A 15,617-nucleotide genomic window follows, 5' to 3' on the forward strand; every position below is an offset into this window, starting at 1 on the left:
TTTCAATATATAATTTCCCATTTAATTTTAATTTTGCACATGCAACACGATAAGATACTCATTTTAGACTTCGGTTCGCAGTACACGCAACTAATTGCAAGACGAGTTAGAGAGCTCAATATTTACTGTGAAATCCATCCTTTCAACAAAGTTCCATCAACGGTAGAAGAGTACCAAGCGGTAATTCTTTCTGGTAGTCCATATTCGGTTCGTGCCGAAGATGCACCACATCCAGATTTGTCGCAAATCCGTGGTAAAAAGCCTCTATTGGCTGTTTGCTATGGAGCGCAGTATTTAGCACATTTCTCAGGAGGAGAAGTAGCGCCATCCAATACCCGTGAATACGGAAGAGCAAACCTATCATTTGTTAAGGGAGGAGAATCCTTTTTCGAAAATATTTCAGAGGGAAGCCAAGTGTGGATGAGCCATAGTGATACCATCAAACATTTACCTGAAAACGGAGTGTTGTTGGCGAGTACGCATGATGTTGAAAATGCAGCTTATAGAATTGAAGGGGAATCAACTTATGCTATCCAGTTCCACCCAGAAGTATACCATTCTACAGATGGTAAGCGCTTACTGCAGAACTTTTTGGTGAACATTGCTGGGGTAAACCAAGACTGGACGCCACAATCTTTTGTGGACGAAACTGTTGAGGATTTGAAAGCTCAATTAGGAAATGACAAAGTTGTTTTGGGATTGTCTGGAGGAGTGGATTCTTCTGTAGCGGCGATGTTGTTGAACAAAGCAATTGGAGAAAATTTATATTGTATTTTCGTAAATAATGGCTTACTTCGTAAAAACGAATTTGAGGATGTACTAGATCAGTACAAGCACATGGGCCTTAATGTTAAGGGAGTAGATGCTTCGGCACGCTTTTTGGATGCTTTGGCAGGAAAGAGCGACCCTGAGGAAAAACGTAAAACCATTGGTCGTGTGTTCATTGAAGTGTTTGATGATGAAGCCCACCAAATTCAGGATGTAAAATGGTTGGCACAAGGAACCATCTATCCAGACGTTATCGAAAGTGTTTCGGCAACAGGAGGACCTAGTGCAACTATCAAGAGTCACCACAACGTGGGAGGATTGCCTGATTTCATGAAGCTGAAGGTGGTAGAGCCTTTGAAAGCCTTGTTTAAAGATGAGGTAAGACGTGTTGGAGCTTCTATGGGAATGGAGCCAGCTCTTTTGGGACGTCACCCTTTCCCTGGGCCTGGTTTAGGAATTAGAATTTTAGGTGATATTACGGCTGAAAAAGTTCGTATATTACAAGAGGTAGATGCTGTATTTATTAACGGATTGAAGTCTTGGGGACTTTATGACGATGTATGGCAAGCAGGTGCCATCTTGTTGCCAATCAACAGTGTTGGGGTAATGGGAGATGAGCGCACTTATGAACAATGCGTGGCCCTGAGAGCGGTTGAAAGTACCGATGGTATGACAGCAGACTGGGTAAATTTACCATACGAGTTCTTACAGAAAACCTCAAATGAAATAATAAATAAAGTAAAAGGCGTTAATAGAGTAGTGTATGACATTAGTTCTAAGCCGCCAGCAACCATAGAATGGGAATAGTATAGTGAACGATTTATTGCCCCATAAACGTAAACAATAATTTAACCATATGAAAAAACTTGTTTTAATTACCCTGTTTACTCTAGCAAGCATTTGCTTTGTACAGGCTCAAAATTTTAAACAACATAAAGTAAAACAAGGAGAAACGATAGAGGAGATTGCCAAATTATATTTGGTAACTCCTTTTGACATTTATGCACTTAACCCAGATGCCAAAAAGAAGCTATCGGTTGGGACAGTGCTTATTATCCCTACTTCCAAAATTCGTCCAGATGAAGCTGTAACCGAAACCAAAGAGGTGACTGGCTACCAATACCATCGGGCCAAGAAAAAGGAAACTTTGTACAGTATTGCAAAGCAATATAATGTATCGGTGGACGATATAAAAAAATACAATACCTACTTGTATGCCAATAATTTGAAGAAAGGTGATAAAATTAAAATCCCAAAATTCAAAACTGTTGTCACTAAAGCTGAGGTAAGCAATACCCTAAAAAAGTATACGGTACAGCCTAAAGAAGGAAAATGGCGTGTGGCCTATAAGTTTGGGATTACAGTTCCTGAATTGGAAGCTCTTAATCCAAATATGGGTGAAGTATTGCAACCAGGTGATGTCTTGAATGTTCCAAACATAGCAGATAACGAAGAGAAAGCTATCGAGGAAAATTACAATTATTACACGGTACAGAAAAGTGAAGGCTATATGGCCTTGAACCGTAAGTTTGGTGTCACCCAAGAAGAATTGGAAGCACTTAATCCTGAGTTGAAGGAAGGTGGCTTGAAATTGGGTATGGTAATCAAAATACCTGGATCGGCCAATGCGGTTATTGGTGGTGATGAGTTTGAAAACACCGATTTAACTAAGACCAACTTCGAGAATCTAAAGACTAAGCGTTTGGCTTTGATGTTGCCTTATAGATTGAATAGAATTGACGTAGATTCTGTACAAGAGGCTAAAAGCGCTATTAAAAACGACACCCGATTATCCATTTCTTTGGATTTTCATGTGGGAGTGGAAATGGCCTTGGATTCAGCTAAGCAGTTAGGGATTTCTACAAACCTAAAGGTGTTTGATACCAGAGACCAATTATCTGAAGTATCCAATATTTTAAAAAACAATGATTTTTCAACTTACGATGCCATCATCGGGCCTTTGTTCCCTAAGAATTTAGAACGTGTAGCCGCTAGTGTTAAGGGCAATCACATTCCCGTGATTTCACCGTTTACGGCTCCTGAAAATTTGTATGACAATGTATTTCAAACGGTACCTTCTAATGAATTGATGCAAAAGGAAATCATTAGATATGTGAAAAATGATTCTATGCCTAAGCATATTGTAATCATTGCCGATTCCAAAAACACGGCTGTTAGCAATCAATTGAAGTCAGAATTTGTTGCCGCTAGACAAATTTTTTCAAGAAAGGATAAGGACGGAAAGGATAGTAACTACATACTGATTTCCGATTTGGAGGATATTTTTTTAGCGGGAGAGAACATTGTGTTTTTGGAAACTAAAAATGAGGCTTTTGCTTCCAATGTCACCAGTATGTTAAATGGTTTGAACAATGAAGAACACCAAATTGTTTTGATGACCACACAAAATAGTTCGGTATTTGAAGGAAAGAACATCTCTAATTACCACTTATCTAATTTGAAATTCACCTATCCTTCGGCAAACAAAACCTTGGCAACGCCCACTACTAATGGGTTTATTACTAAATACAAAAGTTTGTATGGTGTGGAACCAAATAAATACGCTATCCGTGGTTTTGATTTGACCTTGGATATTTTGCTACGATTGGCTTCTAAAGAAAATTTATACGAAGCAGCCACTCCAGAATTGGAGACTGAATATTTGGAGAATAAATTTAGGTATACAAAAAAATATTTTGGAGGTTACTTTAATGAAGCTGTTTATATTGTTAAGTATGACGACTTGACAATTGTAGAGGCTAAATAGTTTTCAAATCAAAATACAATATTCACATAATCCCTAAAACGTTGCGTACACATAACGGGTATGGCGCTTTTGGGGATTTGTTGTATCAGGAGGTTAGTATTCCTGTGTTAAGTTAGGAACAGTAAATGTGCTTTGAAGATTATAAATGAAAGACAAAATGTTAGGACTAGACAAAGAATTTCTGATAAAATTGGCACATACCAAAATGCCGTTTGGAAAATACGAAGGGAGAGACTTAATTGACCTTCCTGAATATTATGTGGTATGGTACCACAATAAAGGTTTTCCTAAAGGGAAACTGGGAGACATGTTACAAATGGTGTATGAGCTAAAAGTAAACGGTTTGGAGGATTTAATTCGAAATATTAAAAAACAATATCCTAGATAAAGTTATTTAATCATGTTCGTAGAGTCGTAAACGGTTTTGTAAATTGTTAAGTTCAATTTGAAGTGCGTCTACTTTTTGCAATAAATTGAATACAATATCTATGCCTTCAATATTAAGATTGAGTTCTCTTTGCATGCGGAGCACTTTGTCTAAGGAGCTTAGGGAATCCGTATCTAGGTAATATTGTTTTTCTATAGTAATTATAGAAATAAGGCCAATGTCCTCTAACTCCTCCAGAAAGGAAATTGTAATGTCGTAAGAGGTACAAAGTGTTGCTATTGGAATATAATGAGCGGTTTCCATGATTATCGTAATTTTGCTAATTCTTCAAACAATGCTTTTTCTTTATCGGTAAGGTGAGTAGGTGTTTTTACATGAAAGGTTACATAAAGATCACCAAATTCCCCATATTTTTTATAAACAGGAAATCCTTTTCCCTTTAATTTTACCTTAGTACCATTTTGAGTTTCGGGCTTAACCTTCAGTTTTAACTTGCCGTCAAAGGCATTAATAACTATTTCGCCACCTAAAATTGCGGTATATAAATCTAGATCTACATCGGTATATAGGTTATTGTGATCGCGTTTAAACTTACTTTGATTGTTGATGGAAAATTTGATGTGAAGATCGCCATTGGGGCCTCCATTAATACCTTCGCCACCATAACCTTTAATTCTAATAATTTGACCGTTTCTAACACCTGCAGGGATGGTTAGTCTTATGTTTTTCCCATTTATGGTCAAAGTGCGTTTATGGGTTTTGTAGACATCTTCCAAATCCAATTGCAATTCGGCATTGTAATCTTGGCCTCTAAATTTTGGCTGGCCATGGCTTTGACCTCTAAAGCCCCCACCTCCACCAAACATGGAACTGAAGAAATCCGAAAAATCCTCTTCGGTAAATCGGCCGGATGAACTTTGGTAATGACCTCGTTGAGATTGTTGTTGGCGTTGCGCTTCCTCAAAAGCTTCCGAATGTTGCCAATCCTTGCCATATTTGTCATATTTCTTTCGGTTTTCAGGATGGCTCAAGACTTCGTTGGCTTCGTTGATTTCCTTAAATTTCTTTTCGGCTTCCTTGTCATTCGGGTTAAGGTCCGGATGGTATTTTCGGGCCAGTTTGCGATAGGCTTTTTTGATGTCGCTTTCCGAAGCGTTTTTGTCGACACCAAGTATCTTGTAATAATCTATAAATCTCATAAGGTGTGAGTTTTAAAAAAAAGCCAGTGCTTGGCAATGCAATGATAAATCCTCATGGAGATTAACTAATTTCGGGTATTTTTTTTAAAATATCAAGAAGGACTCTGTTTAAATTCAAACTAGAGTCTAAAGCAAATGGTAATTTGCTAAAAGAACCCCAAATAACTAAAAAACTATGTGCCATAACTATTTAAATTTTGTAAATTTGCCTGCGTTTAAAAGCGCAACATGACAACTGATACAAAATACATTTTTGTAACCGGAGGGGTTACATCTTCACTAGGAAAAGGAATTATTGCGGCATCACTGGCCAAATTGCTACAGGCACAAGGTTACAGAACTACCATTCAAAAATTAGATCCCTACATTAATGTGGATCCAGGTACTTTGAACCCTTATGAGCATGGGGAGTGTTATGTTACAGATGACGGGGCTGAAACAGATTTGGATTTAGGACATTATGAGCGTTTTTTAAATGTGCCTACAAGCCAATCCAATAATGTTACTACAGGACGAATTTACCAAAGCGTGATCCAAAAGGAGCGTCGCGGTGAATTTCTTGGGAAAACGGTACAGGTTATCCCGCATATTACAGATGAGATCAAACACAGAATCCAAATTTTAGGGAATTCAGGAGATTATGATATCGTGATCACCGAAATAGGAGGAACGGTTGGTGATATTGAGTCCCTTCCTTATGTGGAAGCAGTGCGTCAATTGCGTTGGGATTTGGGTGAACAAAACGGAATCGTGATTCACCTTACCTTGGTGCCATATTTATCGGCAGCAGGGGAGTTGAAAACAAAACCAACCCAACACAGTGTGAAAACTTTAATGGAAAGTGGAGTGCAGGCAGATGTTTTGGTTTGTCGTACTGAGCACGAATTGCCGGAAGATTTAAGAAGAAAATTGGCATTGTTCTGTAACGTAAGGGAAGAGGCTGTGATTCAATCTATCGATGCTTCTACTATTTATGATGTTCCTAACTTGATGTTGGAACAAGGCTTGGACAAAGTCGTCTTGAAAAAATTAGGATTGCAAAGCGATACGCCAAACTTGGAGCGTTGGAATCAATTCTTGAACCGTCATAAAAATCCGAAGGAAGAAGTTACCATTGGATTAATTGGAAAATATGTAGAATTACAAGATTCATACAAATCTATTTTGGAAGCTTTCATCCATGCAGGTGCTGAAAATGAAGTGAAGGTGAAGGTTGAATCTATCCACTCCGAGCATTTAACACCAAAAAGTGCAGCTAAGAAATTAGCACATTTAGATGCAGTATTGGTTGCTCCTGGCTTTGGAGAACGTGGAATTGAAGGAAAAATTGAAGCGGTAAGATATGTGCGTGAAAACAACATTCCATTTTTAGGAATTTGTTTGGGAATGCAAATGGCCGTTATTGAATATTCTAGAAACGTGCTTGGATTGAAGGATGCGAACTCCACCGAAATGGATCCTGAAACCACAAATCCAGTAATTGACCTTATGGAATCGCAAAAAACTGTAACCGAAAAAGGTGGTACTATGCGTTTAGGGGCTTGGGATTGTGAGTTGTTGGACGGAAGCATTGCTAAAGAGGTGTATGGGGAGAGTCAAATTAAAGAGCGTCACAGACATCGTTATGAGTTCAACAACGACTTCAAAGCACAAATTGAGGAAGCTGGTATGAAAGCTACGGGGTTAAATCCTGATACGGGCTTGGTAGAAATTGTTGAAATTCCTGAAAATAACTGGTTTGTTGGAGTTCAGTATCACCCGGAATACAAGAGTACGGTGGCCAATCCACATCCGTTGTTTGTGGCCTTCGTTAAGGCTGCGTTAAGCTTCAAAACCAATAAAAAAGGTGCCAGTGTGGCACAAAACTAAAAAGTGGACAAGGTTTTGTACAGCTTGCCACAAGACATTTAGATATAATTCATGGAAGAAAAGAAAATTGATGTTAACTCCATTGTAGGCTTTGTGCTTATTTTTGGAATCTTATTGTACATGCTTTGGAAAAACTCGCCAACTCCAGAGGAGATAGCCGAGCAGGAACAAGCAAAACAAGAACAAGTAGAGGCAGAACAAAAAGCAAAGACTAATGAAAATGCCTTTGTAACCTCTGCTGAAGATTTTTCAAATACAGGGGCTTTGGACTCTGTGGCCCTTCAACAATTGAAACTTAAATTGGGAGCGTTTGCATATGCTTCATCTTTACCTTCGGCAAAGGATGATTTTACCTTGGTGGAGAATGGTGTACTGGCCTTAAAATTTAGCAACAAGGGAGGATACCTTTCTGAAGTAAAATTGACACAGTTTGTAGATTATGATTCTGTGCCAATTTATATGGTAAAGGATGGAAATACGCAATTCAATATCAATTTTGGAACTTCAGACAACAGAATACTAAATACTCAAGATCTTTATTTTCAGCCAACAATAACCAAAAGTGGAGAAAATACTATAGTTTCTATGAAACTTAAAGTATCTGAAACTAAATTTTTGGAGTATAGATATGAGTTAAAACCAAACGATTATATGGTTGGGTTCTCAGTGAAGTCTCAAGGTTTGGGTGGTGTGTTCAACACTTCTCAGCCAATAGATTTATCTTGGGGCTTAAAGGGCATACGCCACGATAAGAGTATCCAATACGAAAACCGTTACACCCGTTTGACTTACCAATATGATGGTAATAAAATCGACAAATTGGCCCAAGCAGGTGAAGACGATGAAACTGAAGAAAATGTGGAGTGGATTTCATTCCGTCAACACTTCTTTAGCTCTATTTTGGTAACAGATGTACCGTTTAAAAGTGTACAGATGGAGTCTAAGAATTTAGTAGAGGATGATGACGTTGATACCCTTTATACCAAAAAGTACTTAGCCAAATTACCATTGGAGTTTAAAGGTGGGGAGTTGGCTGAAAATATGGGAATGTATTTTGGACCAACAGACAGTAAGGTTTTAAAGAAATATGATAGAAATCTAGAAGAAAGTATTCCATTAGGTTGGGGGATTTTTGGTTGGATAAACAAATCTGTTTTCATTCCGCTGTTTGGATTATTGAGTTCGTTCTTACCTTATGGTTTTGCCATTATTGTTATGACCATTTTGGTGAAAATCCTATTGTCATTTGTACAGTACAAGCAGTTCTTGTCTCAAGCTAAAATGAAAATATTAAAGCCAGAACTAGACGCGCTTAGAGAGAAGTACAAAGACAACAAAATGAAAATGCAACAAGAAACCATGAGTTTGCAAAGTCGTGCTGGAGCAAGTCCGTTAAGCGGATGTTTACCAGGATTGATGCAAATACCAGTATTCTATGCATTGTTCATGTTCTTCCCATCTGCTTTCGATTTACGCCAAAAGAAATTCCTTTGGGTGGAAGATTTATCTTCTTACGATGTGATTGCGGAATTACCGGTTAAAATTCCATTCTATGGAGATCACGTAAGTTTATTCCCGATCTTGGCAGCCGTGGCAATCTTCTTTTATATGAGAATGACCACAGGACAGCAAATGGCAAATCAACCAACGCAGGAAGGGATGCCGGATATGCAAAAAATGATGAAGGTGATGTTGTATTTATCGCCGTTAATGATGTTGGTATTCTTTAACCAATATGCTTCTGGGTTGAGTTTGTATTACTTTATATCTAACTTGATTAGTATTGGAATTATGTTGGTGATCAAAAACTTTATCATTGATGAAGATAAGGTGTTGGCAAAAATTCAACATAAAAAGAAACAACCTAAAAAGGAAAGCCGTTTCCAGAAGAAAATGAAGGAAATGATGGAGCAGGCTGAACAGCAACAAAAGGCGCAACAGCGTAAAAAATAAATTCAAAAAGCTGCCTTTAAACAGGCAGCTTTTTTGTTTAATAACAATTGTATTATATTTTCGTTTAATATTACAATAGCAAAATAACCTATATCAACAAGCACTAATTTTTACTTTATGAAATTGAAGTACATTCAAATGATGTTATGTTTTTTGGCAACTTCCGTGATGTTGGCCCAACAAATCAACCAGTTTGATAGCAAGGGGTTACGCCATGGTATTTGGCGTAAAAATTTCTATGAAACCAACCAGCCTAGGTACGAAGGTGAGTTTAATCATGGTAAGGAGATAGGGGTGTTTAAATACTATACCCTGAATAACAAAAAGAGTGTATTGAGTGCTACCAAAACGTTCAATCCAAATAACGACATTGCCGAGGTGAAGTTTTTTTCTTCTACAGGAAAGCTTATTAGTGAAGGTAAAATGAACGGAAAACTGTATATGGGCAAATGGGTGTATTATCATAATAAATCCAATGCTATTATGACTACCGAAACCTATAATGACCAAGGTAATTTGGAAGGAGAAAAATTAGTTTACTACGATAACGGTCAGGTTGCAGAACGTGTTAATTACGTTAATGGGAAAATAGAAGGTGTGTCCCGATGGTATTCTGAAAAAGGCGTTGTGTTAAAGGAATTTCATTACAAGAACGACCAATTACATGGAATGGCCAGATATTATAACGATGAAGGACAATTATTGGCCGAAGGAAATTACAAGCGAGATAGTAAGGATGGTATTTGGAAATACTATAAAGACGGCAAGCTAGAGGAAGAAAAGGACTTTACCAAAAGAAGTAAAAACCCTTATAAACAATAGATTTAAACTATTGCAATCATAATGTTTTATAATGGTAACTTTAAGAGGTTACCATTTTTTATTTTGTAATTTTGCAGGATATAATCAAATTCAATCGCTTACATAAATGAAACGAGTTATCGTAGGCCTTTCAGGAGGTGTAGATTCCAGTGTGGCAGCCTATTTATTAAAAGAACAGGGCTATGAGGTTATTGGGCTTTTTATGAAAAATTGGCATGACGATTCGGTAACTATTTCCGATGAATGTCCATGGTTGGACGACAGCAATGACGCCATGTTGGTTGCCGATAAATTAGGAATTCCTTTCCAAACGGTCGATTTAAGTGAACAGTACAAGGAGCGCATTGTAGATTATATGTTTGATGAATACCAACGCGGCCGAACGCCTAATCCAGACGTGCTTTGTAATCGTGAAATCAAGTTTGACGTTTTCATGAAAATTGCCTTGGACTTGGGAGCGGATTATGTGGCAACAGGGCATTATTGTAGAAAAGGAACGATACAAAAGGACGGAGAAGAAATTTACCAGTTGTTGGCAGGTGTCGATGGCAATAAAGATCAGTCTTATTTTTTATGCCAATTATCACAAGAACAATTGTCGAAAGCGCTGTTCCCAATTGGAGAATTGACCAAACCTGAAGTTAGGGAAATTGCGACAAAATTGAATTTGGTTACTGCCGATAAAAAGGATTCCCAAGGATTGTGTTTTATTGGTAAAGTGCGACTTCCAGAATTTTTACAGCAAAAATTGATGCCGAAGGAAGGGGTTATTGTAGAGATTGCTTCTGATAGGGAAATCTATTTAAATGGGACTTCTAGTTTCGATTCCAAAGAGGAGGAACTTCAATATTTAACAAAAAAAATAGACTACCACATCACTGACGGAAAGGTGGTAGGAAAACATCAGGGCGCCCATTATTTCACAAAAGGCCAGCGTAAAGGTCTTGGTGTAGGTGGGACTGTGGAGCCATTGTTCGTTATCGATACCGATGTAGAAGAAAATGTTATATATACAGGACAAGGGAAAGACCATCCAGGTTTGTTAAAACGTGCCCTTTTTGTAGCCAATGACGAGGTCCATTGGGTACGCGAAGATTTGGAACTCCACCAAGGAGAAACTCTGGAAGTCAAGGCGCGCATTAGGTACAGACAACCGTTGGAATCTGCAACATTGTACAAAGTTGAGAACGGACTTTTCGTGGAATTTCAAAACTTACAATCGGCTATTACCGAAGGGCAATTTGTGGCTTGGTATCTAGGAGAGGAATTGGTAGGATCGGGAGTAATTTCTTAAATTGCACCAACCGATTCCCAAATACAACTAGATGTTAAAAAAAATACTGCTGTTTGGCATACTTGCCATAAGCTATTTGGGCCAAGCCCAGGAAGATGCATGGGTATATCTTACCGATAAATTGGATGTTGAGGCATCCATCAACAATCCCATTTCCATTTTATCACAGGCGGCCATCGACCGTAAAAATGCACACGGCATTCCTATTGATAATCGCGATGTTCCTGTTAATGAAGCTTATATTTCAACACTTAAAACTCAAGCGGGCATTTCTGTTTTGGCAAAGTCCAAATGGTTCAATGCGGTGCATGTTAGGGGAACCCAAACAGATATTTCTGCATTATTGGACTTGCCTTTTGTAGCCAGTATAGACTTTGCTGATAATAGCTTGGACCTTTCTTCAGGAAAAATGGCAGCGCTTCAAAATAAATTCAGTTTAGAAGAAATCACCGCTGATTTTGTTTATGGAAATGCCCAAAACCAAGTGGAAATGCTCAATTTGGAAACCTTACATCAACTCGATTTTACGGGAGAAGGGATTGTAATTGCAGTATTGGATGCAGGATTTCCAAATGTCAATACTATGGCGGGATTCCAAAGATTGCGAGATAATGACGATTTGTTGGATGGCTATGATTTTGTGAATAGAACCGAAGATGTCTATACCTACTCAGATAATGATCATGGGACACGTGTTTTGAGCACCATGGCAGGCTACGTGGAAGATCAATTTGTAGGCACCGCTCCAGATGCTTCCTATTATCTTTTTAGAACTGAAGATGCGGGAAGTGAAAATCCTGTAGAGGAAAGTTATTGGGTGGAAGCTGCCGAGCGCGCCGATAGTTTGGGAGTGCACATTATCAATTCATCTTTGGGCTATAACGAATATGACAATCCTAATTATAGCTACACTACAGCAGATATGAATGGAAACACGGCTTTTATTTCAAAAGGAGCCAATATTGCTTTTGAAAAAGGCATTTTGGTAGTGTCTTCAGCAGGAAATTCCGGGGCAACCGCATGGCAAATTGTTGGAGCACCGGCTGATGCCGCCAATGTACTTTCTGTAGGTGCTGTGGATTCGGAAGGAAATTATGCGGCATTCAGTTCTCAAGGAAATGAAACGCAGCCTACCCAAAAACCGGATGTTGTGGCTCAAGGAGCAGGAGCGTCCATTATTAGTCCGAGTGATGCTTTGGTATCCAATAGCGGGACTTCTTTTAGTGGTCCAATTATTGCTGGTGCCGCGGCTTCTTTGTGGCAGGCTTTTCCATTGGAAACGAATGCAGAAATTAAGCAGCGGATCCAATCATCTTCCTCTCAATATGATTCGCCTGACAATTTGTTAGGCTTTGGCATTCCAGATTTTGGATTGGCCTATGATATGCTCTTGTCCTTGCATGAGATGAGTTTAGATGAAATTCATTTGTATCCCAATCCTATTAGAGAAGAATTGACCATTCAAATGGGAACGCTTTATCAGGAAACAACATATTCCTTGTATAATCTCCAAGGGAAGGAATTACAATCAGGTACACTGACACAACAGGTGGAAGATATTAGTGTTTCTGGCTTGGCTCAAGGCATGTATGTACTTTCTTTGAAAACGAAAACACAAATCAAATCGGTAAAACTTATCAAACTATAAATGACAAATAGAATTACAACACTTTTCGATATAGAATACCCCATAGTTCAAGCAGGAATGATATGGAACAGTGGCTGGAGACTGGCGTCTGCGGCCAGTAATGCAGGTATATTGGGATTGATTGGTGCAGGCTCTATGTACCCAGAAGTACTGCGAGAGCACATTCAAAAATGTAAAAAAGCAACAACAAAACCTTTTGGGGTGAACGTTCCAATGTTGTACCCGAACATTGAAGAAATTATGGACATCATTGTGGAGGAAGGTGTAAAGATTGTTTTTACTTCGGCGGGAAATCCCAAAACTTGGACGTCTTGGCTACAAGAGCGGGGCATTACAGTTGTGCATGTAGTAAGTAGTGTGAAATTTGCATTGAAAGCCCAAGAGGCGGGAGTGGACGCTATTGTTGCTGAAGGTTTTGAGGCAGGAGGACATAATGGTCGTGATGAAACTACTACGTTGACTTTGATTCCTATGGTGAAGGAGCAGTTACAAATTCCATTGATTGCTGCAGGAGGAATTGCTACAGGAAGAGGGATGTTGGCAGCCATGGTTTTGGGGGCCGATGGTGTTCAATTAGGAAGCCGCTTTGTGGCAAGTGAAGAATCTTCGGCACATCAAGCCTTTAAGGAAGTGGTGGTAAATGCCAAGGAAGGGGATACGCAATTAACTTTAAAGGAACTGGCGCCAGTACGTTTGGTGAAAAATAAGTTCTTTAATGATATCCAAGAGCTGTATGCGAAAAGTCCTTCGGTAGAGGATTTGAAGTCCCTTTTGGGAAGAGCCAGAGCTAAAAAGGGCATGTTTGAAGGGGATTTGGAAGAAGGAGAATTAGAAATTGGTCAGATTGCAGGTTTGATTCACGATATCAAGCCCGTTCAGGATATTGTAAGTGAGATGGTTCAGGAATTTAGAGAAGCCCATGCCCAAATACAAGGATTAACAATTTAGGAATTTTTATCCGTGGAAACTAAGCAGTTTGCCAACTGCAAACTAAAACAGTAAGCCATAAAATAACAAAAAGGAGATCTTGTCTCCTTTTTGTTTGAAACCATTCACGACTTAATCTTTAAAAAATCCCTCAAAAATTATGGCGTAAAAAGTTTCAACTAGAACTAACTCAAATAATTACTTAAATTTAGTAATTAAATGCTTTTGTTAAAAGGAATTCCTAAAGGAGTTATTAACAATTTTAAATGTAATTAATTGATTTGTAATTGAATACAGTGTTTTAGCTTCTTCTTTACTATACGTTATAAAAGCATATCTTTGTCGCATTAAAAAGAATAACGTGAATCTTTCCCTTTATACCAAAGAGTTTAAATATAACTGGAAGTTGGCAGCCCCTGTGATGTTAGGGATGTTGGGCCATACTTTTGTGAGCTTTGTAGACAATGTTATGGTGGGGCAATTGGGGACTGCCGAATTGGCTGCAGTGTCCTTGGGGAACAGTTTTATGTTCATCGCCATGTCCTTAGGAATAGGTTTCTCTACGGCCATTACGCCTTTGGTGGCAGAAGCCGATGGTGCCGAGGATTTTAAACAAGGAAAATCAGCGTTTAAACACGGCCTGTTTTTGTGTATGCTCTTGGGCATTTTGTTGTTCTTGGTGGTTTATTTTTCCAAGCCGTTAATGTATTTGATGAAGCAACCTGCAGAGGTTGTGGAATATGCCATGCCTTATTTAGATTTGGTGGCATTCTCCTTGATTCCCTTAATCGTGTTTCAGGCTTTTAAGCAATTCAGTGATGGTTTGTCCATGACCAAATACCCGATGTACGCTACCTTATTGGGAAACATTGTAAATGTAGTGTTGAATTATATTTTCATTTTTGGAAAGTTTGGATTCCCAGAACTGGGAATTGTGGGAGCAGCCTACGGAACCTTGGCATCCAGATTTATAATGGTGGCCTTTTTATGGATGTTGCTGATAAAAAAGGAAAAATCCAAGGCCTTTGTAACCCATATAAAAATATTTGTACTTGATAGATTGATGTTGCGTCAGCTTTTAAAACTGGGAACCCCCAGTGCCATGCAAATGTTTTTTGAAGTAGCCATTTTTACGGGTGCTATTTGGTTAAGTGGGTTGTTGGGTAAAAATCCCCAAGCGGCCAATCAAATTGCATTAAACCTATCTTCAATGACGTTTATGGTTGCTACAGGTTTGAGCGTGGCAGCTATGATTAGAGTAGGAAACCAAAAAGGACTTCAAAATTATAAGGAATTGAGACGAATTGCCTTCTCCATCTTTTTAATGGGCTTTATCTTTGCGGTGATTTTTGGACTGTTTTTTTATGTCTTCCACGGAAGTTTACCGAAACTATATGTCGATTTCAACGATGCCAAAAATGCTATGGATAATGCCGAGGTGGTGGGCATAGCTTCAACTTTGCTAATTGTAGCTGCCTTTTTTCAGATTAGCGATAGTATCCAAGTGGTAATGTTGGGAGCCTTAAGAGGCTTGCAGGATGTAAAAATACCAACAATCATTACTTTTATATCCTATTGGGTCATTGGGTTTCCTGTTTGTGTGTTTTTAGGGAAGGAAGAAGCCTATGGTAGTTTTGGGATTTGGATTGGCCTTTTAGCAGGGTTGACGGCGGCAGCCATTTTGTTGTACATCAGGTTCAATTATTTGACCAATAAATTAATAGAAACAAACAAATTAGATTCATAATACACGATGGAATTACCAAAATTTTTATTGGGAGACAATACCGATTTCCCTGAAGCCATTTATATTGTACATACTGATTTTCCTAGGTTCATCATCAATTTAGAGAATGATGATATTGAATGGTTAGAAGAGTTTGACGAACACGATCAAAAGGAAGTGGAGGCTGAAATTGAAAATTTGATTAATGCAGCTACCGATTTTTATGACCGTGAAGTGGCACGTTACGAAGAGTAGG

The 15,617-nt window shown here is 38.5% G+C and carries 13 protein-coding genes; 11 read left to right on the forward strand and 2 right to left on the reverse strand.

Features of this window, described 5'->3' with window-relative positions; translation table 11 throughout:
* The first annotated feature begins 39 nt into the window (after nt 1-39).
* The 3 genes from guaA to RBH95_RS05445 all read left to right on the forward strand — a co-directional run bounded on the left by guaA (nt 40) and on the right by RBH95_RS05445 (nt 3,923).
* Nucleotides 40-1,575: a glutamine-hydrolyzing GMP synthase gene (gene guaA / locus RBH95_RS05435; RefSeq protein WP_307901683.1), complete on the forward strand. Its 1,536-nt coding sequence runs from the start codon at nt 40-42 to the stop codon at nt 1,573-1,575.
* A gap of 49 nt (nt 1,576-1,624) precedes the next feature.
* Nucleotides 1,625-3,535 carry a LysM peptidoglycan-binding domain-containing protein gene (locus tag RBH95_RS05440; RefSeq protein WP_307901684.1) on the forward strand — a complete coding sequence of 637 codons (1,911 nt, stop codon included), beginning with the start codon at nt 1,625-1,627 and terminating at the stop codon, nt 3,533-3,535.
* 157 nt (nt 3,536-3,692) lie between these two features.
* Nucleotides 3,693-3,923, forward strand: coding sequence for a DUF3820 family protein (locus RBH95_RS05445; RefSeq protein ID WP_307902233.1), 231 nt, complete (start codon nt 3,693-3,695; stop codon nt 3,921-3,923).
* Between the two features lie 6 nt (nt 3,924-3,929).
* On the opposite strand, the gene RBH95_RS05450 is transcribed toward RBH95_RS05445, so the two are convergent.
* Nucleotides 3,930-4,226: a chaperone modulator CbpM gene (locus RBH95_RS05450; protein WP_307901685.1), complete on the reverse strand. Its 297-nt coding sequence runs from the start codon at nt 4,224-4,226 to the stop codon at nt 3,930-3,932.
* Between the two features lie 2 nt (nt 4,227-4,228).
* A complete protein-coding gene (locus RBH95_RS05455) occupies nt 4,229-5,122 on the reverse strand; it encodes a J domain-containing protein (protein WP_307901686.1) in 894 nt (297 codons plus the stop codon).
* Nucleotides 5,123-5,350: 228 nt separating this feature from the next.
* Between RBH95_RS05455 and RBH95_RS05460 the strand changes: the two genes are divergently transcribed.
* The 8 genes from RBH95_RS05460 (at nt 5,351) to RBH95_RS05495 (ending at nt 15,616) form a co-directional block, all read left to right on the forward strand.
* Nucleotides 5,351-6,991: a CTP synthase gene (locus tag RBH95_RS05460; RefSeq protein ID WP_307901687.1), complete on the forward strand. Its 1,641-nt coding sequence runs from the start codon at nt 5,351-5,353 to the stop codon at nt 6,989-6,991.
* Between the two features lie 51 nt (nt 6,992-7,042).
* Entirely contained in the window at nt 7,043-8,944 is a 1,902-nt protein-coding gene (gene yidC / locus RBH95_RS05465) for a membrane protein insertase YidC (protein WP_307901688.1), read from the forward strand.
* A gap of 117 nt (nt 8,945-9,061) precedes the next feature.
* On the forward strand, nt 9,062-9,766 hold the full coding sequence (locus RBH95_RS05470; RefSeq protein WP_307901689.1) for a toxin-antitoxin system YwqK family antitoxin: 705 nt from the start codon (nt 9,062-9,064) through the stop codon (nt 9,764-9,766).
* Nucleotides 9,767-9,872: 106 nt separating this feature from the next.
* A complete protein-coding gene (gene mnmA / locus RBH95_RS05475; protein WP_307901690.1) occupies nt 9,873-11,060 on the forward strand; it encodes a tRNA 2-thiouridine(34) synthase MnmA in 1,188 nt (395 codons plus the stop codon).
* A 31-nt stretch (nt 11,061-11,091) separates the two neighbouring features.
* Nucleotides 11,092-12,708, forward strand: a complete 1,617-nt coding sequence (locus tag RBH95_RS05480; RefSeq protein ID WP_307901691.1) for a S8 family serine peptidase — start codon at nt 11,092-11,094, stop codon at nt 12,706-12,708.
* Nucleotides 12,709-13,656: a nitronate monooxygenase family protein gene (locus RBH95_RS05485; protein ID WP_307901692.1), complete on the forward strand. Its 948-nt coding sequence runs from the start codon at nt 12,709-12,711 to the stop codon at nt 13,654-13,656.
* Between the two features lie 340 nt (nt 13,657-13,996).
* The gene (locus tag RBH95_RS05490) at nt 13,997-15,382 is read left to right on the forward strand and encodes an MATE family efflux transporter (protein ID WP_307901693.1); all 1,386 of its coding nucleotides are present in this window, start codon (nt 13,997-13,999) and stop codon (nt 15,380-15,382) included.
* A gap of 6 nt (nt 15,383-15,388) precedes the next feature.
* The gene (locus tag RBH95_RS05495; protein ID WP_076663460.1) at nt 15,389-15,616 is read left to right on the forward strand and encodes a hypothetical protein; all 228 of its coding nucleotides are present in this window, start codon (nt 15,389-15,391) and stop codon (nt 15,614-15,616) included.
* Nucleotide 15,617 lies beyond the last annotated feature (1 nt).

The organism is Mangrovimonas sp. YM274 (assembly GCF_030908385.1).
Lineage (GTDB): Bacteria > Bacteroidota > Bacteroidia > Flavobacteriales > Flavobacteriaceae > Mangrovimonas_A.